This is a genomic window from Marivirga aurantiaca, from assembly GCF_016679925.1.
GTDB lineage: Bacteria > Bacteroidota > Bacteroidia > Cytophagales > Cyclobacteriaceae > Marivirga > Marivirga aurantiaca.
Genome location: NZ_JAEQBW010000001.1, coordinates 847871 through 872061, shown reverse-complemented (window position 1 = coordinate 872061; position 24191 = coordinate 847871). Strand labels below are relative to the sequence as shown.

The 24191-nt window shown below is 37.4% G+C and carries 23 protein-coding genes; 15 read left to right on the top strand and 8 right to left on the bottom strand.

Translation table 11 applies throughout. From position 1 onward, the window contains the following. Nucleotides 1-438 (top strand): response regulator, encoded by a 438-nt coding sequence (locus JKA74_RS03740; RefSeq protein ID WP_201429813.1) that lies wholly within the window; start codon nucleotides 1-3, stop codon nucleotides 436-438. A 19-nt stretch (nucleotides 439-457) separates the two neighbouring features. Next, nucleotides 458-1474 (top strand): response regulator, encoded by a 1017-nt coding sequence (locus JKA74_RS03735; RefSeq protein ID WP_201429812.1) that lies wholly within the window; start codon nucleotides 458-460, stop codon nucleotides 1472-1474. A 28-nt stretch (nucleotides 1475-1502) separates the two neighbouring features. Here JKA74_RS03735 and JKA74_RS03730 read toward each other — a convergent pair whose 3' ends face one another. Next, complete coding sequence (locus JKA74_RS03730; protein ID WP_201429811.1) at nucleotides 1503-2477, bottom strand: polyprenyl synthetase family protein; 975 nt, start codon at nucleotides 2475-2477, stop codon at nucleotides 1503-1505. 52 nt (nucleotides 2478-2529) lie between these two features. Between JKA74_RS03730 and JKA74_RS03725 the strand changes: the two genes are divergently transcribed. After that, the gene (locus JKA74_RS03725) at nucleotides 2530-3375 is read left to right on the top strand and encodes an alpha/beta hydrolase family protein (RefSeq protein ID WP_201429810.1); all 846 of its coding nucleotides are present in this window, start codon (nucleotides 2530-2532) and stop codon (nucleotides 3373-3375) included. A gap of 38 nt (nucleotides 3376-3413) precedes the next feature. Here the strand turns inward: JKA74_RS03725 and dapA are convergent, their stop codons facing one another. From dapA to JKA74_RS03700, 5 genes are all read right to left on the bottom strand, one after another. Then, entirely contained in the window at nucleotides 3414-4298 is an 885-nt protein-coding gene (gene dapA / locus JKA74_RS03720) for a 4-hydroxy-tetrahydrodipicolinate synthase (protein ID WP_201429809.1), read from the bottom strand. A 75-nt stretch (nucleotides 4299-4373) separates the two neighbouring features. After that, a complete protein-coding gene (locus JKA74_RS03715) occupies nucleotides 4374-4907 on the bottom strand; it encodes a DUF6913 domain-containing protein (RefSeq protein WP_201429808.1) in 534 nt (177 codons plus the stop codon). Between the two features lie 4 nt (nucleotides 4908-4911). After that, complete coding sequence (ligA, locus tag JKA74_RS03710; RefSeq protein WP_201429807.1) at nucleotides 4912-6927, bottom strand: NAD-dependent DNA ligase LigA; 2016 nt, start codon at nucleotides 6925-6927, stop codon at nucleotides 4912-4914. Nucleotides 6928-7011: 84 nt separating this feature from the next. Then, a complete protein-coding gene (locus JKA74_RS03705) occupies nucleotides 7012-8808 on the bottom strand; it encodes an SLC13 family permease (protein WP_201429806.1) in 1797 nt (598 codons plus the stop codon). Nucleotides 8809-8925: 117 nt separating this feature from the next. Next, nucleotides 8926-9276, bottom strand: coding sequence for a 4Fe-4S binding protein (locus JKA74_RS03700; RefSeq protein ID WP_201429805.1), 351 nt, complete (start codon nucleotides 9274-9276; stop codon nucleotides 8926-8928). 342 nt (nucleotides 9277-9618) lie between these two features. Between JKA74_RS03700 and JKA74_RS03695 the strand changes: the two genes are divergently transcribed. The 3 genes from JKA74_RS03695 to JKA74_RS03685 all read left to right on the top strand — a co-directional run bounded on the left by JKA74_RS03695 (nucleotide 9619) and on the right by JKA74_RS03685 (nucleotide 14639). Next, a complete protein-coding gene (locus JKA74_RS03695; RefSeq protein ID WP_201429804.1) occupies nucleotides 9619-12108 on the top strand; it encodes a DUF5686 and carboxypeptidase regulatory-like domain-containing protein in 2490 nt (829 codons plus the stop codon). Between the two features lie 173 nt (nucleotides 12109-12281). Then, nucleotides 12282-13289, top strand: a complete 1008-nt coding sequence (locus JKA74_RS03690; protein ID WP_201429803.1) for an acyl-CoA reductase — start codon at nucleotides 12282-12284, stop codon at nucleotides 13287-13289. Then, nucleotides 13290-14639 carry a short-chain fatty acid transporter gene (locus JKA74_RS03685; protein WP_201429802.1) on the top strand — a complete coding sequence of 450 codons (1350 nt, stop codon included), beginning with the start codon at nucleotides 13290-13292 and terminating at the stop codon, nucleotides 14637-14639. A 39-nt stretch (nucleotides 14640-14678) separates the two neighbouring features. Here the strand turns inward: JKA74_RS03685 and JKA74_RS03680 are convergent, their stop codons facing one another. Together JKA74_RS03680 and JKA74_RS03675 are read right to left on the bottom strand one after the other, a co-directional pair. After that, on the bottom strand, nucleotides 14679-14945 hold the full coding sequence (locus JKA74_RS03680; protein ID WP_201429801.1) for a hypothetical protein: 267 nt from the start codon (nucleotides 14943-14945) through the stop codon (nucleotides 14679-14681). Between the two features lie 169 nt (nucleotides 14946-15114). Next, complete coding sequence (locus tag JKA74_RS03675) at nucleotides 15115-15789, bottom strand: histidine phosphatase family protein (RefSeq protein WP_236587486.1); 675 nt, start codon at nucleotides 15787-15789, stop codon at nucleotides 15115-15117. 49 nt (nucleotides 15790-15838) lie between these two features. Between JKA74_RS03675 and JKA74_RS03670 the strand changes: the two genes are divergently transcribed. From JKA74_RS03670 to JKA74_RS03630, 9 genes are all read left to right on the top strand, one after another. Further along, nucleotides 15839-16264 (top strand): hotdog fold thioesterase, encoded by a 426-nt coding sequence (locus tag JKA74_RS03670; protein ID WP_201429800.1) that lies wholly within the window; start codon nucleotides 15839-15841, stop codon nucleotides 16262-16264. A 2-nt stretch (nucleotides 16265-16266) separates the two neighbouring features. Continuing rightward, nucleotides 16267-17490: a chorismate-binding protein gene (locus JKA74_RS03665; protein WP_201429799.1), complete on the top strand. Its 1224-nt coding sequence runs from the start codon at nucleotides 16267-16269 to the stop codon at nucleotides 17488-17490. A 56-nt stretch (nucleotides 17491-17546) separates the two neighbouring features. Further along, nucleotides 17547-18002: a MarR family winged helix-turn-helix transcriptional regulator gene (locus JKA74_RS03660; RefSeq protein ID WP_201429798.1), complete on the top strand. Its 456-nt coding sequence runs from the start codon at nucleotides 17547-17549 to the stop codon at nucleotides 18000-18002. A 10-nt stretch (nucleotides 18003-18012) separates the two neighbouring features. Then, entirely contained in the window at nucleotides 18013-19017 is a 1005-nt protein-coding gene (locus tag JKA74_RS03655; protein ID WP_201429797.1) for a ligase-associated DNA damage response exonuclease, read from the top strand. A gap of 181 nt (nucleotides 19018-19198) precedes the next feature. Next, nucleotides 19199-20017 (top strand): acetylglutamate kinase, encoded by an 819-nt coding sequence (gene argB / locus JKA74_RS03650; protein WP_201429796.1) that lies wholly within the window; start codon nucleotides 19199-19201, stop codon nucleotides 20015-20017. Nucleotides 20018-20098: 81 nt separating this feature from the next. Further along, nucleotides 20099-21298 (top strand): aspartate aminotransferase family protein, encoded by a 1200-nt coding sequence (locus tag JKA74_RS03645; RefSeq protein ID WP_201429795.1) that lies wholly within the window; start codon nucleotides 20099-20101, stop codon nucleotides 21296-21298. A gap of 61 nt (nucleotides 21299-21359) precedes the next feature. Beyond that, nucleotides 21360-22394, top strand: coding sequence for an N-acetyl-gamma-glutamyl-phosphate reductase (gene argC, locus JKA74_RS03640; protein WP_201429794.1), 1035 nt, complete (start codon nucleotides 21360-21362; stop codon nucleotides 22392-22394). Nucleotides 22395-22403: 9 nt separating this feature from the next. Further along, the gene (gene argJ, locus JKA74_RS03635; protein WP_201429793.1) at nucleotides 22404-23615 is read left to right on the top strand and encodes a bifunctional glutamate N-acetyltransferase/amino-acid acetyltransferase ArgJ; all 1212 of its coding nucleotides are present in this window, start codon (nucleotides 22404-22406) and stop codon (nucleotides 23613-23615) included. A 105-nt stretch (nucleotides 23616-23720) separates the two neighbouring features. Continuing rightward, complete coding sequence (locus tag JKA74_RS03630; protein ID WP_201429792.1) at nucleotides 23721-24095, top strand: methylglyoxal synthase; 375 nt, start codon at nucleotides 23721-23723, stop codon at nucleotides 24093-24095. Nucleotides 24096-24191 lie beyond the last annotated feature (96 nt).

Genomic DNA, 24191 nt, shown 5'->3' with positions numbered 1-24191 from the left:
ATGCATAAGAATACTGTCCATATATTATTAGTAGAAGATAATGAAGGGGATATACTTTTAATTAAAGAAGCTTTTGAAGAAGCCAAAATAGTCTTAAAAATGAGCATTGTTAATGATGGCCAGTCTGCAATCGATTTTTTAAATCAATTACCCCCCTACCAGAAAGCCACTCCTCCTGATTTGATTTTATTGGATATTAATTTACCCAGGCTGAATGGACACGAGGTACTTTGTCAGATTAAATCCAATGAGGTGTTTAAATCTATCCCAGTAATTATGCTTACTACATCTTCTTCTCCAAAGGATATCAATACGGCATATGCAAATCATGTAAATAGCTATATTACTAAACCGGTTGATATTAATAATTTTTTAAATGTAGTCACAGGAATAGAAAATTTTTGGATTAATATTGTTAACTTACCTACAAACCGTTAGTAGACTTACTTCAGTTTAAATGAATACTCTCCCCAAAAAGATTAATTTCTTAATGATAGAGGATAATAAAGGCGATCAATATTTGGTAAGCGATTATCTCAACCAGGAATTCCATAACATAGGTATTCAAGTGGCAGAAACCTGCGAAGAGGCAATGGCTTACATGAACAATCAAAATGGATATTTCGACCTTATACTATTGGATTTAACCTTGCCAGATATGCAAGGGGACGAATTAGTGAGGAAAATAATAGAACAAGGCAGCAAAACACCCATCATTGTTTTAACAGGATATTCCGATTTCGAATTTTCAGTGAAATCTTTGGCTTTGGGCGTATCTGACTATCTTTTAAAGGATACCCTCACCCCTTCCTCGCTTTTCAAAAGTATTACTTATACACTTGAAAGGAAAGTTATAAGTCAGCAGCTATCTGATTCGCATGAGCGATACCAGGAGCTTTTCCATTTAAATCCACAACCAGTATTTATAGTTTCCGTGGAAAACTTATCAATACTTGATGTAAATGAAGCTGCCATAAGCAAATATAAATGCGATAGGGAAGACTTTCTTCAACTAAAAATGTATGATATTCAGGATGACTTTAATCAAGAGTTAGTGGAGTATTTCCTGAAAAATAAATCCTTTGAATTAAAGCAAACCTATTTCCATCAATGTATGGACAATGAAGAATCCGCAGTGGATTTGAAAGGCAACCTACTGGAGTTCAAAGGAAAAAAAGCCATATTACTATTGGCAATTGACATCACTGAACGCTATCAATATACCAGAAAAATTGAGCGACAAAATAAAAAATTGAGTGATATAGCCTGGCACCAATCCCATATGGTGAGGGCCCCCCTTTCCCGGCTTATGGGACTGATTGATGTTTTTGAAATGCAGCATAGGAAAATGCCTGTCATATTGCCTGAAGAACTACAATTCCTGCTCAGGAATATTCTTTCCTCTGCACATGAAATTGACAAAGTCATTAAGGATATTGTACACAATACTTATGACGAAGATGAAAATGAATAATGGAAATGCTTCAATGAAAAAAATAAAATTATTTATTCCTTTCAATAGTATATTGTACCAATTCTTGCAATGATTTACGATATGCCGAATCAGGGAATTCATTCAGAATAGCAATTGCTTCCTGATGATAATTGTTCATCACCTCCTCAGCATAGGCAATGCCATTTTTACTACCTACAAAATTGATTACTTCCTTCACTGTGGCATTGTCTTCACTCTTGTTTTTTATCAATTTTATAATATGTTTTTTCTCAGATTTTTCAGAGTGGTTCAAGGCATAAATCAGAGGTAAAGTCATCTTTTTTTCCTTGATATCAATGCCAGTAGGTTTACCAATTTGTTGGGTTCCATAGTCAAAAAGGTCGTCCTTAATCTGGAAAGCCATCCCCACCTTTTCACCAAAGAGCTTCATTCGCTTGCTCAGTTCCAAATCCTCGCTCACAGACCTACAGCCTACCCCACAACAAGAGGCAATTAAAGAAGCTGTTTTCTGGCGAATAATCTCGTAGTAAACATCTTCGGTAATATCAAGTTTCCTGGCCTTCTCAATTTGCAATAATTCACCCTCACTCATCTCTCGTACTGCCTCTGAAACAATCTTTAACAAATCAAAATCTCCATGATCAATGGACAAGAGTAATCCCCTGGAAAGTAAATAATCACCCACCAACACTGCAATTTTATTTTTCCACAAAGCATTAATGGAAAAAAAGCCCCTTCGGTAATTAGCATCATCCACCACATCGTCATGCACCAAAGTAGCCGTATGCAATAATTCAATTAGTGCCGCACCCCTATAGGTGGATTCATTTATCTTACCATGTATTCCCGCAGAAAGAAATACAAACATGGGCCGCATCTGTTTGCCTTTTCGCTTGACGATATAGCCCATGATCTTATCAAGCAAATACACATTACTTTTCATAAACTCGCGGAATTTTTTTTCAAATTCCTGCATTTCATGTGCTATTGGCAATTGTATTTCTTTAATTTTACTACCCATGTAAGCGCAATATTACTACCAATTCAATGTTTAAGCAATTCAAAAACTCAAAATGATTTCAAAAAACATAATAATTAAAAGCACACTTCACAAAAAGCCTATTTCAGCTGATCTAAGATACATTTCTTCTAATGAAAAGAAACCATTAATCCTTTTTGTTCATGGATTTAAAGGCTTCAAAGATTGGGGAGTATTTAATTTACTTTCAGAAGCATACGCCAGAAAGGGGTTCATCTTCATGAAAATAAATTTAAGCCATAATGGCACTACTCCTGAACAACCTGTAGACTTTGTAGATCTGGAAGCTTTTGGAAATAATAATTTTACCATTGAACTCAATGATTTAAAAGATGCTATTGATTATGTTTTTTCAGAAAACTTTGAGGTAGATAAAGCAGAATTGGATAGAGAAGCCATACACCTGATGGGACATAGCCGTGGTGGTGGGCTGGTTCTACTCAAAGCAAATGAAGATGAAAGGATTAAGAAAGTAATTACTTTAGCAGCCATTAGCGATTTGACCACCAGATATCCTGAAGAGGTATTGGAAGCCTGGAGAAAAAATGGAGTGCAGTACATTGACAACGCCAGAACAGGCCAGCGCATGCCTTTATATGTACAACTTTATCATGATGTAATGGAAAATGTTGATCGTTTGTCCATTCCCAAAGCAGTGGAAGAAATGAAACAACCCCTATTAAATTTTCATGGTACAGCAGATGAAACTTTACCTGTAGCAATGGCCCGCCAAATAAAATCCATTAAACCAGATACTAGCTTGGTTATTTTTGAAGATGCCAATCATGTATTTGGTGCGACTCATCCATGGGAAAAGAATGAATTGCCTGAATTATTCAAGCAGGTGGTTGAGAAAAGCTCAGATTTCCTGAGCGAATGATGATTTCTAAGTCAAAAAATTCATTTGAATTTTTTGACTTAGTCTAATGATTTGCCCAACAAGGCCGTTTGAATTTTTTTACTCAACTCATCACTTGCTGGCAGCAAAGGTAATCTTACATGATTTTTACAAATGCCCAATTGTTTGAGGACTTCCTTTACTCCCACAGGATTGCTTTCCTCATACATAAGGGAATTGAGTGTCAGTAGACGAAACAAATCCTTACGAACAGCCGGAAAATCATTAGCCAGGGCTGCATTATTAATTCTGGAAAAAGTCCGGGGAAATGCATTTGCCATCACGGAAATTACTCCAACTGCTCCCAATGCTATCAGAGAACTGGTCAACAAATCATCTCCGGAAATCAACAAAAAATCATTGGGTTTTTCGTAGGCAATTCTCATACATTGCTCCATATTGCCTGAAGCTTCTTTTATCCCAATAATATTGGGATGCCTCGCCAGTCTTATGGTTGTTTCAGCATTGATATTTGAAGCCGTTCTGCCCGGTACGTTATATAAAATAACAGGGACAGGAGACACATCAGCAATAGACCTAAAATGTTGAAAGATACCATCTTGAGTAGGTTTATTGTAATGCGGGCTGGCGGACAGAATGGCGGACACGCCTTTAAATTTCACTGCCTTGAAACTCTCAATTACACTTTTTGTACTATTGCCTCCCATTCCATATACAATGGGTAAGTTGTTAGGATTGTGTTCCTTTATAAAATCTAAGATTACTTTTTTCTCTTCAAATGAAGTAGTAGCAGACTCACCTGTAGTTCCTTGTACTACCCAATAGTCGGCACCACCTTTTGCAGTATGAATTAATAAATTCTCTAAGGCTTCAAAATCTATGCTTAAATCTTTTTTGAAAGGAGTAACCAAAGCCGGCCCCACTCCTTTAAACAATTCTTTCATTTCAAGTTTGTATTTAAATATTTTTGACTGTCAGATGTAATCAACTATCGGATATTTTATTATGATCTATTTAAATTAATGCTCATTTCCTGAAATCTTTCGGACATAATACATGATTTCCTTTACCAATATTTCTGTATCACCACTTACCTTTGGTTTCACCATCAGTTCAAAATATCTCCCATGTTTCGGTTCTTCCTGATACGCTCCAATTCTTGTAGTGGAATGAGCGTTCACTAGCAGGTACTGCATATAAAGATTCAGGTTATCATCCAGGCAGAATAAATATTCCAATTTCTGTTCCAGAAAAGTAAGGACATGATGCGACTTTACCTGTGCAAAGATGCCAAAATCCTTGTCCTCAAAAAAATCAAAGTAAAATTCAAAATTTTGAGTGTCTTTTGGCTTGTAAGCCAGGGTTTTCACTTCAATTCCATCACCCTCAAGTGTTTTAATAAATTGTTTTACTGCCGCGTGTTTCTTCAAATCCTGAATGGAAAATATAACACCTACTTTTTTAAGGTTTTTATATTCATAGGCCCGATGCAAGAACCTGCTCTTCTTCTGTCCCCGTTCAATTTTATACCTTAACAATTGATTTTTTATCACAGTTTTAATTTTGTTCAATCATAGATTGAAATTCCTCCTCTGAAATAATGGAAACTCCCAGTTTTTCAGCTTTATCTTTTTTTGCAGGGCCCATATTCTCCCCAGCCACTAATATATCTACTTTTCCCGATATTGCAGAAACTACTTTCCCACCATGCTGTTTTATTACTTCCTTTATTTCCTCTCTTCCAAAATGGTGGAATACACCTGACACCACCAAAGATTTGCCTTCCAATGCGTTACCAACCTTCACTTGCTGTTTTTCTACAATTTCCATTTGTAAGCCAGCCCTTTTCAAGCGTTCAATTAAGTCAATATTCTCCAGATCTTTAAAATAATCTACCACACTTTGCGCTATTCGCTCTCCAATTTCCGGCACTTCAATAAGTTGTTCGTAATTAGCCGCTGCCAAATTATCAATATTTTTAAAATATTCCGCCAGCTTTTCTGCGACTGTCTTCCCCACAAAACGGATGCCCAGTCCAAATAAGATATTTTCAAAAGGAATTTTTTTAGATTCCTCAATGCCCTGGAGTAAATTTTTCGTACTTAAATCCTTAAACCCTTCCAGCTCATAAATATCCTCATAGGTTAGGTCATAAAGATCTGCTATGTTTCTTACCAAGCCCTTCTCATAAAGTAAGTGGATAGTTCTTTCCCCAATTGAATCAATATCAGCTGCTTTTCTTTGTGCGAAATGAGAAATGGTTCCTTTTATCTGTGGCGGGCAACCTTTTACATTCGGGCAATAATGAACTGCTTCACCTTCTGTCCTAACAAGCGGTGTTCCACATTCAGGACATTCAGTGATGTAATCAACAGCCTCACTTCCCACCTCCCTTTTAGTTAAATCAACAGCAGTAATTTTGGGAATTATTTCACCACCTTTTTCTACATGAACGGTATCCCCTACCCTTAAATCCAGGCGGGCAATTTCATTTGCATTATGTAAAGAAGCTCTTTTGACAGTAGTACCGGCTAATAAGACTGGCCGTAAATTGGCCACAGGAGTAACAGCACCGGTTCTCCCTACCTGATAGGTGATCTCGTTAAGCACAGTAGTTGCACTTTCTGCTTTATACTTATAGGAAATGGCCCACCTCGGGCTTTTAGCCGTAAATCCCAATTGTTCCTGCTGCGGAATGCTATTTACTTTTATTACTATTCCGTCTATATCCAGTGGCAAAGCCAGTTTCTTTTTCTCCCACTCATTGATAAAAGCAAAAACCTCCTCAATATTTTCACACTTTCTATAAGTTTGGGACACATTGAAACCAAACTGTTCCAGTTGTTTAATGCCTTCCTCATGCGAATTAATTGGCAAATCTTCTCCGGTATAGGAATACAGGTAGCAATCCAGTTTACGTTTGGCTACTACTGCGGAATCCTGCATTTTCAAGGTGCCTGAAGCCGCATTCCTCGGATTAGCCAACAGAGCTTTTTCTTCACTTTCTCGTTCCCTGTTAATTTCGTTAAAAACTTCCCGTGGTAAAAACACCTCTCCTCTGGCTTCAAAATAATCCGGAAAGTTATCCCCCCTTATTTTTAAAGGTATGCTACGAATTGTTTTGGCATTATTGGTGATATCGTCTCCTTTAGTGCCATCACCACGTGTAACAGCCCGCACCAAACTACCCCTTTCATAATGCAAGCTGATGGCTACTCCATCAAATTTCAATTCACAAAAATATTCATAAGGTTCATCCAGTCCTTTAGCTACCCTTTTATCAAAATCCTCCAATTCTTCCTTAGAGTAGGTATTTCCAAGGGAAAGCATGGGTATTTTATGCACTACAGTATCAAATTGCTTGGTAACAGTACCTCCTACCCTTTGACTGGGAGAGTCAGGGGATTTAAACTCAGGGAATTCCTCTTCCAGGGTAATGAGTTCTTTCAGGAGCATATCAAACTCATAATCAGAGATTTCAGAAATGCTCTCCTGATAATATTTATAATTATAATAATGGAGCTTTTCGCTAAGTTCCGCTATTCTCTTCTTCGCCTCTGTTTTATCAGCCATAAATTCGGTATTCTTATGATACAAATCTAATCAAGATGAAGTCTGTTTCCATTGGTTTACCAATAAAATTTGGGATTTAGCATTTCACAAAGGATAAAGAATCGGAATGAAAATAGAAGCAATAATCCAAAAAATCAGATTCAAAGGCGCTCCTACTTTTAAAAAATCTTTGAACTCATAGTTTCCCGCACTGTACACCATGGTATTAGTCTGGTACCCAATTGGGGTCATAAAGCTTGCACTTCCGGCCATCATTACTGCCACTAATAATGCTGTGGGGTCAATATTCATAGAGTGGGATAAAGCGATGGCAATAGGCGCCAGTAATGCTACAGCGGCATTGTTAGACATGACCTCAGTAAGAATAGAAGTAATCAAATAAACCATAGCTACAATAATAAAGGGCCCGTAAGTTCCTTCTGTTAAAGTAAACAAGTTATTAGCAATTAATGTAGAAACTCCACTTTGTGTCATGGCCTCACCTAAACTCAACGAGCCTGCCAAAAGGAAAATCACCTGCCAATCGATGAACCTGTAAACCTCTTCCATGCTTATTTTTTTCAAAAGTGTTAAAACAACCACAGCGGTCCAGGCAGCCACTACTATAGGCAGAATGTTAAAAGTAGCCGTAACTATAACTGCCAGCAAGAGAGAACCTACGATAACAAGATCTTTCTTATTGCTTTTAACCAATTCACTTTCCTTCATTAACATAAAAGGTGCATAAGAACTATTCTCTGATTCCTTCAATAGTTCATATCCTCTTTCATTGGTTTGCAGTAACAATACATCCCCTACCTTCAACCTCTGTTCCGTAAGATTTTTAAATTGCCTTTTTCCCCTATGCCTAATGGCCAACACATTGGATTGATAGCGTTGAAGAAAATTAATATTCTTTAACTTTTTTTCCAGCATGGGGGCACCAGGCATCACAATAATTTCAACTATTTTGGTTTCCTCCTCAGGAAAATACTTATCCTTAATAGATTTGAGAATTTCAAGATGTTCATCTGCTACTAATTTCTTCACCTTTTCAATGGCACCTTTTATAAGCAAAACATCCCCGGCCTCAAGCCTAATATCCATACCGGGGTTTTCAATAATTTTATTCCCGCGTTTTATCTGCTGAACCTCAACTGTAATATCTTTTTTACGAAATAATTCTTTTAAGGAAATAGAATCCTCTTTTTCATTTGGCAAGCCCTTGATTTCTACTTCAGTCAGAAAAGCATTGATTTCAGTCTCATCCTTTAGCGGTTTCATAGTATCCTCTTTTGGCAGAAGCTTTTTACCTAATAACAATAGATACAAAATTCCGGCAGTAGCACATAAAAGTGCTATAGGAGTAATAGTAAATAACCTTAAACTTTCTATCCCACTGTCCCTGGCAATTCCGGCAACCAACAAATTGGTGGAAGTTCCAATAAGCGTACAAGCACCACCAAAGATGGCAGCATATGACAGAGGGATCAAAAATTTATTGGGGGCTGCTTTTACTTTTTCAGCTGCATTGGAAATAATAGGGATAAAAGTAGCTACAACAGGTGTATTATTAATAAATGCCGAGAAAAAACCAATACTTACACTTATTCCCAATATAACCGCACTGTAGGATTTTTCAAAAAGTTTAGTGATTTGAGGAGCAATTAAGCCTATAACACCAGTTTTAATCAGAGCCCCACTTAAAACAAACATAGCGGCTACTGTAAGTGTAGCGCTATTGGAGAAGCCTTTAAAACTTTGTTCCGCTGAAAGAATACCTGTGATTACCAACAAAACAATGATAATTACAGCTACCACATCAATTCGAAGTGCCTCAGTGGCAAACAAGACCATTGCTCCAATTATAATCAAAATGGTCACTATCATTTGGTAATCCATGCAATAAAATTTTAAAGGTTCAGTACAAAAAGCAAAATCTATTCCTAGAACGCAAAAAAAAACTGTACACTCTAAAATGTACAGTTTTTAATTTGATATAAAATCATATTTATAAGGCTACTCCTGATGCATCCATTCTTTTTTCTCCATTAAAGTCTCTTCACTTTCCCTCATATCCGGATCATCCACACAACAATCCACAGGACATACGGCAGCGCACTGAGGTTCTTCATGAAAACCTGTACACTCTGTACATTTGCCTGATACTATGTAGTAAAATTCATCAGAAATAGGTTCTTGCATTTCATTGGCATCCACAACAGTGCCATCCTCCAATTTAACCTCGTTGGTAAGTGAGGTGCCACCGGACCAATTCCATTCCACTCCACCTTCATAAATAGCAGTATTTGGGCATTCTGGCTCACAAGCACCGCAATTTATACACTCATCTGTTATCATTATCGCCATAACCGAAAGAATTTATCTTAAAAACTTAAAGAAGTTGTTATAACAACAAAGTTAGAAACATTATGTTTCTATAACAAAATAATTAATGTAATAAATAAAGCACGTTTAAAAAGTATAAGGTGCCTTACATACAACCGGGCTTTAGCGAGCTCTAAATAAAGTTGAAGTTCCTCTCCCATCCTGTTTCAGGAATAACTACTACTTGAATGAAAGTCATTGTATCTTTAAACTCCTGATACAGATATAAACACATTTTTAACAATTGTAAAATAAAAATGCTTAATTATCTTAGAGGCAGAAAAATCAGGGAAATCAATATTTTCATCTAAAAAAAGAACCAAAATGTCCAAATCACCCCATAGAAAAGATTTTGACTTTGCCATCAACCATCAACCTGCCACTCAGTATAAGCCCACTACTATTAAGCTTTTCTTCCTTTTGCTTTTTTTGTTAACTTCTAATTACCTCTTGGCACAAATGGGACAATTATATGGCAGTGTCTCTACTACTCAAGGAGAAGCCATGCCTTATGCCAATGTGATCATTCTTGGGAAATCTCAGGGTACTTCCACAAATTTTGATGGAGAATACAGCCTTCAGCTAAAGCCCGGCACCTACAAAGTCAGCTATCAGTTTGTTGGCTACAAGAGCGAATTAAAAGAAGTAACCATTCAAGCAGGAGAACGTCTTCCCATCCATGTTAGCCTGGAAGAAGAGAAAGTGTATCTGGATGCAGTGGTAGTAAAAGCCAGTTCTGAAAATCCGGCTTATGAAATTATTCGCAATGCACAGAAGATGCGCAAAACCTATTTACGGGAACATGAAAATATCAGTTATGAAGCTTATACTAAATTATTTGGGAAATCAGGCACGAATAACTCAAGTGCCATCAACCTGTTTGGCACTATGCTTAATCCCCATAAAGGAATTTTCTATCTTTCGGAAACTGTCTCGAGCTTATATAAATATAATGCGCATGAGAAAAACGAACAGTTGAAAGCCTCTCTTATTATGGGAGACACTTCAAATTACAGCAAGAACAAATCAGTTTTTATTGAACTATATGAAAGTCGTCCCTTTTCAGTTGTTGCCCAAACTGTCAGGAACCGCTTTATTTCCCCAATTGCCAATGATGCCTTTGGGTTTTATGATTATGATTACTTAGGCTCTATTGAGGAAGGAAATCAGCTTCTGCATAAAATAAAGTTGCTTCCCAGGTCAACAGGAACAAATACATTTACTGGAGAAATTTACATAGTGGATAAAAGCTGGAGAGTATATAAATCCCATCTTTTCACCAATAGTCCTATCATAGGAAAGATGGAGATTAATACTACCTACATAGCGGACGAGCAAGAAAACGTGCTGCTTCCTTTTTCAACCAGTTTTATATTGAAGGATAAATCACGTGAACTAGACATATACCATCACAATATTTTTTATGATTACGTTTTTGATGCGCCAGTTCCAACCATTGATAAACAAGCCAATTATATTGTAGGCGATTCAAGCTTACAAAAACCGGATGAATGGTGGGAAAAGCAACGTCCTATTTCACTCACTGAAGATGAACAATTAGCCTATCAACAATCCTTAAGGTTGAAAAGTAAAGATCAGAACGTGAGAGAAAACATCAATGACAGCTTGCCAAAATCCAAAAAAAGCCCTTTTAGAATTTTCCAGCAAGCATTGGGGACAGGAAATATTACCCTTACTGATAATTTAGCTCTGAAGCTGAATGTATTTACTTTCAACACGGTGGAAGGCGGTGTTCTCAAGCCTCATTTTGTTTATAGAAAAGAAATGAAAAGTGGCAGAGAGCTGGAAACAGATGTTGCCTTGCGCTACGGTTTTGCCAGCAGGCAATTTTATGCGAAAGGTGGTGTTTCCTATGAATTAAACCCTTTATCTGTAAGTAAGCTTCGGTTGGAAGGTGGCCGTTATATTGAACAAATATCAGGCAACACCTCTGTTTCTGATTTTGTAAATATGGCTTATAGCCTTGATAGCAAATTGAATTACCAAAAGCTTTATGGCCGGGATTATATTTCCCTGCAATGGGGACAGGAATTGATCAACGGCTTGGATATTAAAATTGGAAGCAATTACAACCTCCGCCATCCCCTAGAAAATAATAGTGACTATAACTGGGATAAAAAGAGTGAAACAGCATATATGCCCAATCAGTCTTTCATTCAAGGAGAATATATTGACTTTGAAAGTAATCAATTATGGGAATCCAATATAGCCATAAGCTATCAACACAACAGAAAATTTGACCTGATCAAAGGCAGGAAAGTACCGCTTACTTCAAAATACCCTAAAGTAAGTGTTGGCTTTGATCTTGGTGTGATGGAAAGTGAGTACAGCCGTTTTTGGGCCAACATTTCAAATAATTTCAACTTTGGCCCAGTAGGTGTAAGCAATATAAGTGTGAGCTATGGCGAGTTTTTGACCTCTAACAACTTAACGCCTGTTGATTATTTTCATTTTATGGGAAACCAGACCATTTTCTATCAACGACAAAAGCAATATGGGCTTTCCTACCAACTATTGGACTACTATCAATACAGCAACGACAGTTACTTTGCAGGAGCCAATTTCGAACATGATTTTGGTAATGCTATTTTTGGAAGAGTACCACTTTTAAAAAAGCTAGGCTTAAATACTTATTTCATGGCAAATTTCCTTCAATCCGGGGACTATAATTCCTTTTCAGAATTAGGAGTTGGCCTTTCAATGTCTTATCTCCCCATTAGGTTCAATTACTTCTTTGGCTTTGAAGGAAATAATTACAATTTACATGGATTTATGATGCATACTAACTTTTAAGCGAGGTCGATATCTTAAACTGTTAGCAAGTTGCATTCGAGCATTTTGTTTACAATTTTAATTGTTCATTGATGCCAAACTCCCTTCCCTCCTTTTAGGTGTTTGTCGGCTATTATGTTATTTTTGCATTTTCAATAGCAGATATTCCAAACATCGATAAACATATATCATAAATGACATTCCAGGAGCGATTACAGGCTTTCATTAAACTAGGCAATCAGCTAAGGGATTTACCTGAAGCTACATTAGATGAATGGTATTTCCGTGCCACAGGCTTTAACAATTGGTTTACAAGAGAAAATGTTTTCCATGCAGTGCGTGCCATAGGAGAAATGCTGGAAGAAAAAAAACTGGAAAAATGGACTTCTGTTTACGACCTGGATAATTCCCCGGGAAAAAGAGTAGCCATCATTATGGCAGGTAATATTCCTTTAGTGGGTTTTCACGATTTTCTATCAGTGCTCATGGCAGGCCACCAGGCCATTGCTAAACTGAGTTCCCAGGATCCTTATTTATTGAAACAGGTCACGGCCTTGTTAATTGAAATTGAACCCGCCTTTCAGGATAAAATAGTGCTTACCCAGGGTACACTAACTAATTTTGATGCAGTAATCGCCACGGGAAGTAATAATTCAGCCCGTTACTTTGACCAATATTTTAGTAGATATCCACACATCATTCGCAAAAATAGAACTTCTGTTGCTATTATTACCGGCAAAGAAAATAAAGAAGAGATTGAGGCTTTAGGCAAAGACATCTTCCAGTATTATGGCCTGGGCTGTAGAAATGTAAGTAAATTATTTGTTCCACAAGGATACGATTTTCAGTTCTTTATCAAAAGTATGGAAAGCTTTGAACACATTGCCGACCACCATAAGTGGGTGAATAACTACGATTATAATAAATCAATTTACCTCGTTAACCGTGAACCTCATTTCGATTCCGGTTTTTTCCTCTTAAAGGAATCCGAAGCATGGGTCTCTCCCATCTCTGTTCTTTATTATGAATTTTATTCAACGGAAGAAGAATTAACGAACAAACTGGAAGCCCATAAAGAGCTGATCCAATGCACAGTCAGTCAAACAGGGCAAGCCGTTTCACCAGGCAATGCACAAGCTCCCGAGCTATGGGATTATGCAGACGGAGTAGATACCATGAAGTTTTTAACACAGAAAATCTAAATGAACATCACCCGGCAATATGTAAAATTTGTAGAGCGCTACCTGCCTTCTCCATTTATGATTGCTATTTTACTCAGTGGCCTTACTTTTATATTAGCCTTTTTCTTTACCAAAAGCAACGATTCAACCCTTGCACATGGTATTAATATTTTAGGCTACTGGCAAACAGGCTTTTGGGAGTTGTTGGCTTTTACGATGCAAATGGTACTGATCTTATTACTGGGTCACACAGTAGCACTGACTCCTTTTTTTTCAAAACTCATTACTAAAATTGCAGATTTGCCAAAAAATACTGCTCAGGCAGCTTTTTTGGTGAGTTTATCAACCATTTTTCTGAGTTTCTTTAATTGGGGACTATGCTTAATTTTTGGTGCCATCCTCACCAGAAAGGTAGGAGAAAGATTTTCCGCTCAAGGTAAAGCTCTCAATTATGGATTGGTAGGCGCTGCAGGTTATTGTGGCATGATGGTCTGGCACGGTGGTTTATCCGGTTCCGCACCCTTAAAAGTGGCTGAAAGCAACCATTTTTTGTTGAATGAAACAGGGGTTATTTCGATTAATGAAACTTTGTTTTCTTCTATGAACATCGCTATAAGTATATGTCTTATAGTAGTTATCCCCTTGATATTCTATTGGATTGGAAAGAAATTCAATACGGGTAATAGTTCCTCTCAATTAGTTGAAGAAAGCATTGTTAATGAAGAAGAACAAGTTGATGGCAATAAAGAAAGTCTGGATACTTCTGTCTGGCCGGCTTATCTTTTAGGTGGCCTTATATTATTAGTTGCCATTATTCAGGCTGTTCAAAACATTCGTTCCGGTGATTCATTTATTGATTTAAATTACATCAATTTTCTGCTTTTTGGGTTGAGCTTAACATTACATGCTTCACTGGCCAATTTCATGAAAGCAGTGCATGCCGGAATCAAAGGAATAAGTGGAATTATTATACAATTCCCATTGTATGCCGGGATTATGGGGATTATGAAATATTCCGGATTGGTGATATTGATCTCCGACTTCTTTGTTTCCATTTCCAATGAATGGAGCTTTCCAATCCTCACTTTTCTCAGTGCAGGGCTGGTCAACTTTTTTGTTCCATCAGGCGGGGGACAGTGGGCAGTACAGGGGCCAATTGTAGTAGAGGCCGCACAAACTTTAGGTATTTCCCTTCCGAAAATTGTCATGGCGCTGGCTTACGGAGATCAAGTTTCCAATATGTTACAACCCTTCTGGGCATTGCCACTGTTAGGAATTACACAACTGAAGGCCAAAGATATTTTACCATATAGCGCTATCATATTGTTGATAGGAACAGTGATCTTTATTGGAGGGTTATTGCTGTTTTAGGAATAAATATTGAGATAGAATTCAGGAATAGCACGAAGTCTACTGATTATTGATAGAATTATTCATTATTCTTTTATTGTGGTTATTTGTGGCAAGAGCCGCCCAAATCACACCAATTGGCCAAGTGATAATTAATCCTAAACCCAAGGTAAAAATACCTACTAAAACACTTATCACAAACATAACTACACCTCCAATAATCGTGGAGTAGAGCATTCCCAAAGGACCAAAAAGAAAACTGAGTATTATAGTCAAACCCATGCTTTTTTGTTTGACCACTACTATTTTTTGTTCTTGGTTCTCCATATGAATCAGTCTTGGTTCATCTTCTATTATTTCAGAACAAACCTATATAAAATATTTTTGAAAACAATAAAAATTCAATGAACATCAACCTAATATCAGTGCAAAACTTTATAAGTCAAGCATATAGACCGATTCAGCCAGAGGAGAAAATTTGAAACAAAAGGGAGCTTTAAATACCTTCCAAATGTCTTACATCATTATGTTTCACCAATTGATACATACTTTTAGTGGCCCTAAGATGATAAACGCCAAGATTTTGATGTATAAAAGTATCCATATTGCAGAGCGGGTAGTTCAATAATTTACACATCAATATCCTCATTGCCCGCCCATGCATGCAAATCAACACCTTCTTTTCATTTGACTGTTTCATGATGTAATCCATAGCTTCCAATTGGCGAATGGCTACATCATCGGGTGCTTCCCCTCCTTCAACAGGTAAGGAAGTTTCTCCATTTTGCCAACGTTCAATCATACTATGATAGTAATTATTTTCTTCTGGAGTAAATAATTTCCCTTCCCGTGAGCCCCAGCTAATTTCATTCAACCCTCCTAATTTTTCGTAAGGTAAGCCCTCATTTATAAATCCTTGGATGGATTCCTGCGTTCTCTTTAGTTGAGAGATATAAGCTTTATCAAAAGCATAGTCTTTATAAAATTTATGAAAAGCAACAGCTTGCTTCTTTCCCGTTTCATTAATGGAAGAATCAACGCCACTGCCTTGTACTATACCTTTTAAATTAAAATCAGTTTGCCCATGTCGGACAATTATCAAATCTTTCACCATAATCGGATTTTCTATAAAAATCAAAATTGAATGGAAATGTTCAAAATTGAAAGGCATTATGTAATTTTAAGCAAAATTAGTTATCACTTCACAAAAATTGAAAAACATGAGCAAGGAATTTTTGGTAAAACCGGATATTGCTAAATTAAATGAAATGTGCAAAGACACCATTTCCGAAGTATTGGGAATGGAGTTCACTGAAGTTGGTGATAATTATATTATAGCAAAAATGCCGGTAGACAAGAGAACACATCAGCCTTATGGTTTGTTACATGGAGGGGCTTCAGTTGTTTTGGCCGAAACTTTGGGAAGTGTTGCTTCCATGCTTATGGTTGATTCCGAGACACATTATTGTGTGGGCTTGGAAATTAACGCTAACCATATCCGCGGTGTAACTGATGGATGGGTGCATGGAAGAACAACTCCTGTTCATTTAGGAAAAACCACCCAGGTATGGAGTATTGAAATAATTAATGAAAAAGAACAATTGGTTTGCATTAGTCGTATTACAATGGCTGTATTAAAAAAATAAAATTGGAAAATACCCAACTCAAAAATAAAGGCACACAACAATTTGCTCCGGCAACATGGCTCAATAAGTTACTGGATTTTGCACAATTAAAAGATGCCGGGGTGGCCATCTGGAAGTTGCCACAGGACAATATTATTCATATTCTTTGTGATTTGGATGGCGGATCCTCTATTGATGAAGTAAACCTTGATGATTTGGAATCAGGCTTTATTTTGGCCCCCTTTCTGGCGGGAACTCAACAAAACATTCACTTTAAAGCTGATATAAAAGGTTATTTTGAACTAGAGAAAGAAGCCAAACCTAATGAAAATGTTATAGAAATTTCCTGGGAAAATATTACAGAGGATCAGGAAATGGAAATTACCCAAATCAATATAAGCCGGCAACCACATTTAAAACTTAAAAAATACCCACAAATAGAATCCACCAGAAAGGAAGATTATATCAAAATGGTGAAGGAAGGTATTGCTGCAATTAGCAGGGAGGAACTTTATAAAATAGTACCCTCGAAAATAAAATGCATTCCTATAAAAGAAGACCTGGATATTGCAGATGCTTATTTAAGGGCCTGTAATAAATATGAGGATGCTTTTGTGAGCTTAACTTTTTCCCCTAAAACAGGACTATGGATGGGAGCAAGCCCTGAAACGCTGATTGAGGATAAAAAAAATGAATACTTCAAAACAGTGGCATTGGCCGGTACGCAGGCAAAAGATGAGAAAAGTATAGCCAATACTGCCTGGACACAGAAAGAAATTGAAGAGCAAGCTTATGTATCCCGCTACATCATCAATTGCTTTAAAAAAATCAGACTGAGGGAATATGAAGAAATAGGTCCAAAAACTATTCAGGCAGGAAATTTATTACACCTCAAAACCAGCTATAAAGTAGATACAAATACCCTCAACTTCCCTGAATTGGCTTCAGTTATGTTAAAACTACTTCATCCTACTTCTGCAGTATGTGGTATGCCAAAAGTAATTTCTCTTGACTTTCTCAAAAAGCATGAAACCCATGAAAGATCCTATTTCAGTGGGTATCTTGGACCTGTGCATATGGATCAAAAGAGCAATATCTTTGTTAATTTAAGATGTTGTCAGTTTTCACAGGACAAAGCTATTTTTTATGCAGGAGCCGGTGTTACTGAAGACTCCGAGCCGGAAAAGGAATGGCAGGAAACGGAAATCAAATGTAACGTTTTAGCAAACATAATATTTCATGATTAGTATTTTATCCTTATATTTGGGATATTCATCGAACATTTTACCGTATTCATCTAATTATGAACTTAACAGCCACCCAAAAAGTAACAGTTGAAGATACATTTACAGGCCTTCTTAAATGTCAGCACAACTTGTGTTACCATATAGCACAAAGGTTAAAGCCTTATGATATTACACGACAGCAATATGAAGTTTTGAATATATTAAGCGAAAATTTTCCCGGAAAACTCAATATTAATGCTGTAAAAGCCAAAATGAATGAAACAATGCCCGATATCTCAAGAATAGCCAACCGACTGTTTGAAAAAGGCTTCATTCATCGCATCAAACAAGAAGCAGATAAGAGAAACACTGAAATTGCCTTGACCGAAAAAGGCATCCGTGTGCTCCAGGATGTTCAACCTATAATTAATGAGGAAATGGGTTCCCATTTTGAAAATTTATCTGCTGATGAATTACTAACTCTTCATCAAATCATTTATAAAGTGAGTGAAAACAATCCTTTAAAAGGATAGTTATAAAAGAATGGGATCGCTCATTCAATTTACTGATGCAGGTATCTACTGCCCTAAAGGCGATTTCTATGTGGATCCATGGAAACCGGTATCGAAAGCAATTATTACACACGCACATGCCGATCATGCCAGACCCCATCATAAAAACTATCTGGCACATTATTTTTCAGGCCCCATCATGAAGCATCGTTTGGGGGAAGGAATATCTTTAGAAACAATCGATTATAACCAAGTTGTTCAAATGAACGGGGTGAAAATAAGCCTGCATCCGGCAGGACATATTCCAGGTTCAGCACAAATAAGAATAGAGTACAAAGGTCAGATATGTGTCATTTCCGGTGACTATAAATTGGAAAATGATGGAATGAGCGATCCTTTCGACCCCATTAAATGCCATGAATTTGTGACAGAATCCACCTTTGGGCTACCCATTTATCGGTGGCACGACCAACAATCTCTTTACCAGGAAATTAACAACTGGTGGAAGAATAACAAAGCCCAAGGGAAAACCTCTGTTATTTTTGCCTACGCATTAGGCAAAGCCCAAAGAATTTTAAAAAACATAGATCATTCCATAGGTAAAGTATACACGCATGCTGCAGTAGAAAACATGAATGAAGTATTAAGAAATAGTGGCATTGCACTTCCCGAATCAATCCGAGTGACAAATGAAATACCAAAATCAGCATTTATTGGTAATTTAGTAATAGCAACTCCTGCTTCCATTGGTAGTCCATGGATGAGGAAATTCACCCCTTACAGCACTGGTATTGCTTCAGGCTGGATGATGCTCAGAGGAACCCGAAGAAGAAAAGCAGCTGACAGAGGCTTTGTGCTTTCAGATCATGCTGATTGGAATGGTTTAATCCAGGCAGTTGAGGCTACAGGAGCTGAAAAAATTTATGCTACCCATGGCTATTCCGATGTCTTCAGTAAATTCTTGCAGGAAAAGGGACTGGATGCCAAACGAGTAGAATCTTCATTTGAAGGGGAAAGTCTGGATAAGGAGTTATAGTATTCTCAATATCTCTAATTCCAGAGATTCTTTCGCAAGCACCGAATTGAGAAATAAGTTGAGATATCATTTTTCTTTTTGTCTTTATTCCTTTATTTAAGTGTTGACAAATCTATATACTGTTTCCCGGCAATTAGTAAATCAATTGCAACAAAACAGTCTGAAATCAGTCTAATTATGTATGCATAATGATAAAAAAGAGACCATTCTCATTAAATATGGTGGAAACGCCATGACTGATAAAGATTTGCAAAGGGCAATCATCAAAGAAATCAAAAAATTGACCACCCAAAACTATTCTCTCATCCTTGTACATGGAGGCGGGCCTTTTATAGAACAATTTCTGGAATTCGGTAAAATTCAGTCTGAATTTATTCAGGGATTGAGATTTACCTCAGATGAAGCCATTCCCTATGTGGAAGCCGCTTTAAGAGGATATGTTAATGGACAATTAACAGAAATGGCTTTGCAAAATAACATGAAGGCTATTGGTCTTTCTGCAAAAGATGGCAGAGCCGTTACAAGTCAGCCTAAAAAAATCATTATAAATGGGAGAGAAAAATTATTGGGAAGAGTAGGTGAAATAGCACATATAGACACACAATTATATCATTACTTACTTGATAATGATTATTTCCTAATCCTGAATTCCATTGCCATGAATGATTCCGGGGATTCTTACAATATAAATGCAGATATTTTTGCCGGAGCTTTAGCCGCAGCCCTCAAGGTGGATCATTTTCTGGTACTCTCCAATATTGATGGCTTAATGGAAGATCCTGAAAAACCTGAAAGCATTATCCACCAAATAGATGAAGCTACTTTAAAAAATTCTACTAAAATAAAAATCAGTGAAGGGATGATGCCTAAAATGGAAGCCTGTTTCACTGCGGTAAATGGAGGAGTGACAAATGTCAGGATCATCAATGGCCAGGAGCCCGGAAATATTAGCAAGGCCTTAAACAATGAAGCATTGGGAACAAAAATTATAAAATCTTAAATTAGCCTAAGATAAGTTTATAATTGACCAAATTTCAGAGAAAAAATTGCTACAACATTCTTAAACAGACTCTATAACAAAATGGGAAATACTATACAATACCTTGATGACTATCATTTACCTTTATATGGAAGGTTGCCCATAGTAGCGGAAAAAGCCAGTGGCATGTATTTGTGGGACGATCAGGGTAACAAATATCTGGACATGCTGGCAGGCATTGCGGTTTGTAATACAGGGCATTGCCATCCCAAAGTAGTGAAGGCTATTCAGGACCAGGCTGCCAAATTAATTCATGTATCTAATATTTTCTATATCCAGCCTCAGGCTGAACTGATCAAAAAGCTGGTCAACGCAGCCGGTCTGGAAAGAGCATTTTTCTGCAACAGCGGAGCAGAAGCCAATGAAGGCGCTATTAAATTCATTAGGAATTATGCTGCCAAAAAAGATAAAAAAGGAGCTATAGTAAGTTTTACCGGAAGTTTTCATGGAAGAACTATAGCCAACCTTGCTATGGGCAAAGAAGCTTTCCAGAAAGGTTTTGAACCCCTCCCCGATGGATTCCATAGGTTGGAATACAACAATGTGGAAATGCTGACGGATTATATTAAAAATAATCAACCTATTGGATTTATATTGGAAATCATTCAGGGAGAAGGAGGAATTAATGTAATCAATGATGATTTCATTCAAAAAATAGCAGAAATATGTAAAGAACAGGATATTCTGCTGGCAGTGGATGAAATTCAAGCCGGATTTGGCCGAACAGGTGAATATTTTGCTTATCAACATTACAACATCATACCGGATATTGTCACTTGTGCCAAAGGCATGGGGAGTGGTCTACCTATAGGGGCAGTCATTACCAATCAGAAAATAGCAGATACGCTACAGCCGGGTCAGCATGGTACTACTTTTGGAGGCAACCCACTTGTATGTGCCGCAGCGCTTGCAACTATGGAAGTATTGGAAGAAGAAAAGCTTTTGGACAATGCCGCAAAGATGGGAGAATACCTGAGAGAGCAACTTAATGAAGCTGTTGGGAAACACCCTGCTGTGAAGGAAATTCGAGGAAAAGGTTTAATGGTTGGTGTGGCTCTCAACATGGAAGGCAAAGAAGTAGTGACTGAAATGTTGAAAAATGGTTTGATCGGCAATTGTGCTTCCGGAACAGTAATGAGATTTGTTCCACCATTGATCATCAACAAAGAACAAATAAAAGAAGGTGTGGCGATTTTTAAGCGTGCGCTAGAAAAAGTTTACAGTTCAAATAAAACTGCTTGATCACACCTTTTGACAATAATTTAAATCCTTAGTGTGCTTTGTGGTTTAAAATAAGAGTAAAATGAAAAAAATTAAAATAGGAATAGTGGGTGCCTCTGGTTATACAGGCTCCGAATTAGTCAGGATTTTATTAAATCATCCTAATGCAGTCATTGAATATATTACTTCCGAAAGTTCAGCAGGAAAACCTTTTGCAGATTTGCATGGGGCCTTTCGGGGATTAATGGAATTGCCCTTAGTCAAAGTGGAGGAGGCATTGGATATGGAAGTGGATGTGGTCTTTCTTGCTCTTCCACACAGTGTATCAATGAATTTTGCACCCAAATTTTTAGAAAGAGGACGTGTAGTAATTGATCTCTCAGGAGATTACAGATTAGATGATGTAGCACTATATGAGAAGTGGTACCAGAAACATGTGAGCCCTGAGTTTATTGAAAAAGCAGCCTATGGTTTACCAGAACTTTTTAAAGAGGATATTAGGAAAGCTGATTTAATTGCCAATCCGGGTTGCTATCCTACTTCTGCTATATTGGCATTGGCACCAATTATTGCATCAGGCAATTATGTTGAAAGCACCATTATAGTAGATTCGAAATCCGGAACCACAGGCGCAGGGATAAAGCCTGGTGGCAGTACCCATTTTCCTTCCTTATATGGCAATTTCTTTGCTTATAAAGTAGATGGACACAGGCACCAGCCGGAAATTCATAATATCTTATCAAAACTAAATAGCAAACCCTTTTCAGTGAGGTTCACTCCGCACCTTTTACCTATTGACCGGGGAATATTGAGCACCACTTATGTGAAACCTAGTCAAAAAATCGATTTGAATGATTTAAGAGCATTTTTTAGCAATTTCTATGCAGGACAGCCATTCGTTAGGCTAACATCTTCCCCTCCGCAGGTGAAAAATGTTAAGGGTTCTAATTTTGCTGATATCTTCCCTTTCTATGATGAAGAAAATGATTTAATTGTCATTCTATCCGTTATCGATAATTTAGTGAAAGGAGCTGCGGGGCAAGCTGTGCACAACATGAATATCCGGTTTGATCTTGATGAAAAAGCAGGCCTAAACCTGGCTCCGCTAAACCCATAATTTTAAAATATGATTGCAGATTTACATACAGTACCAGGATTTACTTTTAATGGATTCTCTGTGGGATTAAAAGAAGATAATCAATTGGATCTGGCCATTATCCATGCAGAAAAACCATGTGCAGCAGCTGCTGCCTTTACCAGGAATTTAGTAGTAGCTGAGCCTGTAAAGGTATGCAAAAAGCAAATGGAAGATGGCTTGATCCAAACAGTAGTAATCAATTCGAAAAATGCTAATGCCTGTACCGGTGAAGTCGGTATGAAAGCTGTTTATGAAGAAATTAAGAGAACTTCAGTTGTATTCAAGGTAGCTAAAAAGGATGTTTTCATTTCAAGTACAGGAGTAATTGGCAGACCCTTCCCTATCACTGAAGTGTTGAATGGAATAACATTGGCCATGGATGGTCTGGAAAATACAGCAGAAAGCAGTCACGCCACTGCTGAAGCCATTATGACTACTGATACCAAACCCAAAGGAGCTTCCCTCCAATTTGAGCTAAATGGAAAGACCATTCATTTTGGAGGCATTGCAAAAGGTTCAGGCATGATCCATCCTGATATGGGTACTATGCTTTCATTTATTATATCAGATTTAAATATTAAAGCGGAGGTACTGAAAAAAGCATTAAACAAAGCCGTTGACAGGTCTTTTAATATGATCTCAATTGATGGTGACACCAGCACCAATGATACCGTACTGGTGCTGGCCAATGGTGATGCAAAAAATGATTTAATCGACAGCATTGAACATCCGGATTATGCAAAAGTAGAAGAGCAGCTTACTGAAATTTGTATTAAATTAGGCCAAAGCATAGTAGATGATGGAGAAGGAATTACAAAAATGATTACTTTCGAAGTGCAAGGCCTGCCAACTGAAGAAGAATGCAGAAAAATTATCAGAACACTTTCCACCTCCTTATTAGTTAAAACAGCTTTCTTCGGGAAAGACCCCAATTGGGGCAGGTTGTTTGCTGCAGCCGGAAGAGCTGGTGTAGATTTCGATCCCGATAAAGCAGACCTATTCATGGGAGATAATGATGAATTGTGTCTGTTAAAATCAGGTCAACCTAAGACCTTAGATGAAAATTTAGCTCATCAAATTTTAGCAAAACGAGATGTGAAGGTGAAATTTGACTTCCATCAGGGAGAGGCAAAGTCTATTGGCTGGGGATCAGATCTATCTTATGACTATGTTAAAATAAATGCAGAGTATACTACATAAATAGAGCCTATTAGGCAATTATAAGAGAATCATTGGCGACTTATTGAAAATCAGAATCAAATGACTAGCCTTTGTTTATTTGTAGAATCCATATAATCAAACAAAATGAAAATAGCAGTTATCGCCCATGATGGTAAGAAACCAGAGATGGTCGCTTTTCTAATGAGAAATAAAAGCAAACTCAATGCTGTTGACTTAGTTGCAACAGGAACCACAGGAAAGTATGCAGAAAATAGTGGTTTGGTAGTCACTAAGCTACTTTCTGGGCCTGTGGGAGGTGATGCCCAAATTGCAGCTATGGCCGCTGAGAAAAAACTTGACATGGTGCTGTTCTTCCGGGACCCATTAGGAAAGCATCCGCATGAACCTGACGTACAGATGTTGATGAGGATTTGCGATGTACATAATATTCCTATTGCGACCAATCCGGCCACAGCACAGTTGCTTTTGGATGCCATATGGAAAAAGCATCAAGAGTAAGAGAAGATCATAATTCAAATCAGAATTAAATCCATATAAAAGCTTTCCCGCTTAAGTAAATGAAAAAAGGCTTTGAGAGATTATCTCAAAGCCTTT

Bases quoted from the DNA above. Each gene is read 5' to 3' on its own strand.
- JKA74_RS03740 (WP_201429813.1), top strand. From the start codon at position 1: ATGCATAAGAATACTGTCCATATATTATTAGTAGAAGATAATGAAGGG.
- JKA74_RS03735 (WP_201429812.1), top strand. From the start codon at position 458: ATGAATACTCTCCCCAAAAAGATTAATTTCTTAATGATAGAGGATAAT.
- JKA74_RS03730 (WP_201429811.1), bottom strand. From the start codon at position 2,477: ATGGGTAGTAAAATTAAAGAAATACAATTGCCAATAGCACATGAAATG.
- JKA74_RS03725 (WP_201429810.1), top strand. From the start codon at position 2,530: ATGATTTCAAAAAACATAATAATTAAAAGCACACTTCACAAAAAGCCT.
- dapA (WP_201429809.1), bottom strand. From the start codon at position 4,298: ATGAAAGAATTGTTTAAAGGAGTGGGGCCGGCTTTGGTTACTCCTTTC.
- ligA (WP_201429807.1), bottom strand. From the start codon at position 6,927: ATGGCTGATAAAACAGAGGCGAAGAAGAGAATAGCGGAACTTAGCGAA.
- JKA74_RS03705 (WP_201429806.1), bottom strand. From the start codon at position 8,808: ATGGATTACCAAATGATAGTGACCATTTTGATTATAATTGGAGCAATG.
- JKA74_RS03700 (WP_201429805.1), bottom strand. From the start codon at position 9,276: ATGGCGATAATGATAACAGATGAGTGTATAAATTGCGGTGCTTGTGAG.
- JKA74_RS03695 (WP_201429804.1), top strand. From the start codon at position 9,619: ATGTCCAAATCACCCCATAGAAAAGATTTTGACTTTGCCATCAACCAT.
- JKA74_RS03690 (WP_201429803.1), top strand. From the start codon at position 12,282: ATGACATTCCAGGAGCGATTACAGGCTTTCATTAAACTAGGCAATCAG.
- JKA74_RS03685 (WP_201429802.1), top strand. From the start codon at position 13,290: ATGAACATCACCCGGCAATATGTAAAATTTGTAGAGCGCTACCTGCCT.
- JKA74_RS03680 (WP_201429801.1), bottom strand. From the start codon at position 14,945: ATGGAGAACCAAGAACAAAAAATAGTAGTGGTCAAACAAAAAAGCATG.
- JKA74_RS03675 (WP_236587486.1), bottom strand. From the start codon at position 15,789: ATGCCTTTCAATTTTGAACATTTCCATTCAATTTTGATTTTTATAGAA.
- JKA74_RS03670 (WP_201429800.1), top strand. From the start codon at position 15,839: ATGAGCAAGGAATTTTTGGTAAAACCGGATATTGCTAAATTAAATGAA.
- JKA74_RS03660 (WP_201429798.1), top strand. From the start codon at position 17,547: ATGAACTTAACAGCCACCCAAAAAGTAACAGTTGAAGATACATTTACA.
- JKA74_RS03655 (WP_201429797.1), top strand. From the start codon at position 18,013: ATGGGATCGCTCATTCAATTTACTGATGCAGGTATCTACTGCCCTAAA.
- argB (WP_201429796.1), top strand. From the start codon at position 19,199: ATGCATAATGATAAAAAAGAGACCATTCTCATTAAATATGGTGGAAAC.
- JKA74_RS03645 (WP_201429795.1), top strand. From the start codon at position 20,099: ATGGGAAATACTATACAATACCTTGATGACTATCATTTACCTTTATAT.
- argC (WP_201429794.1), top strand. From the start codon at position 21,360: ATGAAAAAAATTAAAATAGGAATAGTGGGTGCCTCTGGTTATACAGGC.
- argJ (WP_201429793.1), top strand. From the start codon at position 22,404: ATGATTGCAGATTTACATACAGTACCAGGATTTACTTTTAATGGATTC.
- JKA74_RS03630 (WP_201429792.1), top strand. From the start codon at position 23,721: ATGAAAATAGCAGTTATCGCCCATGATGGTAAGAAACCAGAGATGGTC.